Annotated in this window: 1 protein-coding gene; it reads right to left on the reverse strand. The window is 65.1% G+C overall.

Annotated features, from left to right (window positions below):
* Nucleotides 1-54: 54 nt before the first annotated feature.
* Nucleotides 55-513: anti-sigma factor (locus EN879_RS38390; protein ID WP_164774963.1), on the reverse strand; the 459-nt coding region annotated here is incomplete at its 5' end.

Here is a 513-nt window from a genome sequence, read left to right on the forward strand (position 1 = left end):
CCTTCGGCCAGATCGGCATTCGCGGATCGACGGCACCGGCAAAAGCGGTGCCGTTCAGCTTGCCAGCCCGTTTACAAGTTGCGTGTAGGCGTTCCTGGCGACCTCGTTCAGCCGCTCGCGCGGCAAGGAGCCGACGACGGCGCAGCCATAGCCCTTGTCCAGCCAGTAGACGGCCTCGGGTCCGTCTTGCGTGGCGGCGTAGGTGCCCTTGGCATTCTCCGTCGATGCCGTGGTGACGAACAGCGATATACGCTGCCCATTGCCGTCCTCGTAAAGCAGCATGGCGGCCTTGCTCTCGCCTGCCGGAAGCAACCGGCCGCCGACCAACTGGAAACCGTTCGCGGTCAAGTCGGGTGCCACCAGCTTCAACCCTACCCGGTTGGACAGCCAGGTCTGCAGATGGTCCTTGTCGCTGGCCGGAACCTCGACGGCATGCCGCTTTTCGGCGGCATAGATGACATGGGCCGCGATTGCCTGCTCGGCCAGCCGATCTTCCGCCGGGTCCTCCTGGCC

Origin of the sequence: Mesorhizobium sp. M7A.F.Ca.AU.002.02.1.1, from assembly GCF_003998535.1 — a bacterium.
Taxonomy (GTDB): domain Bacteria; phylum Pseudomonadota; class Alphaproteobacteria; order Rhizobiales; family Rhizobiaceae; genus Mesorhizobium; species Mesorhizobium ciceri.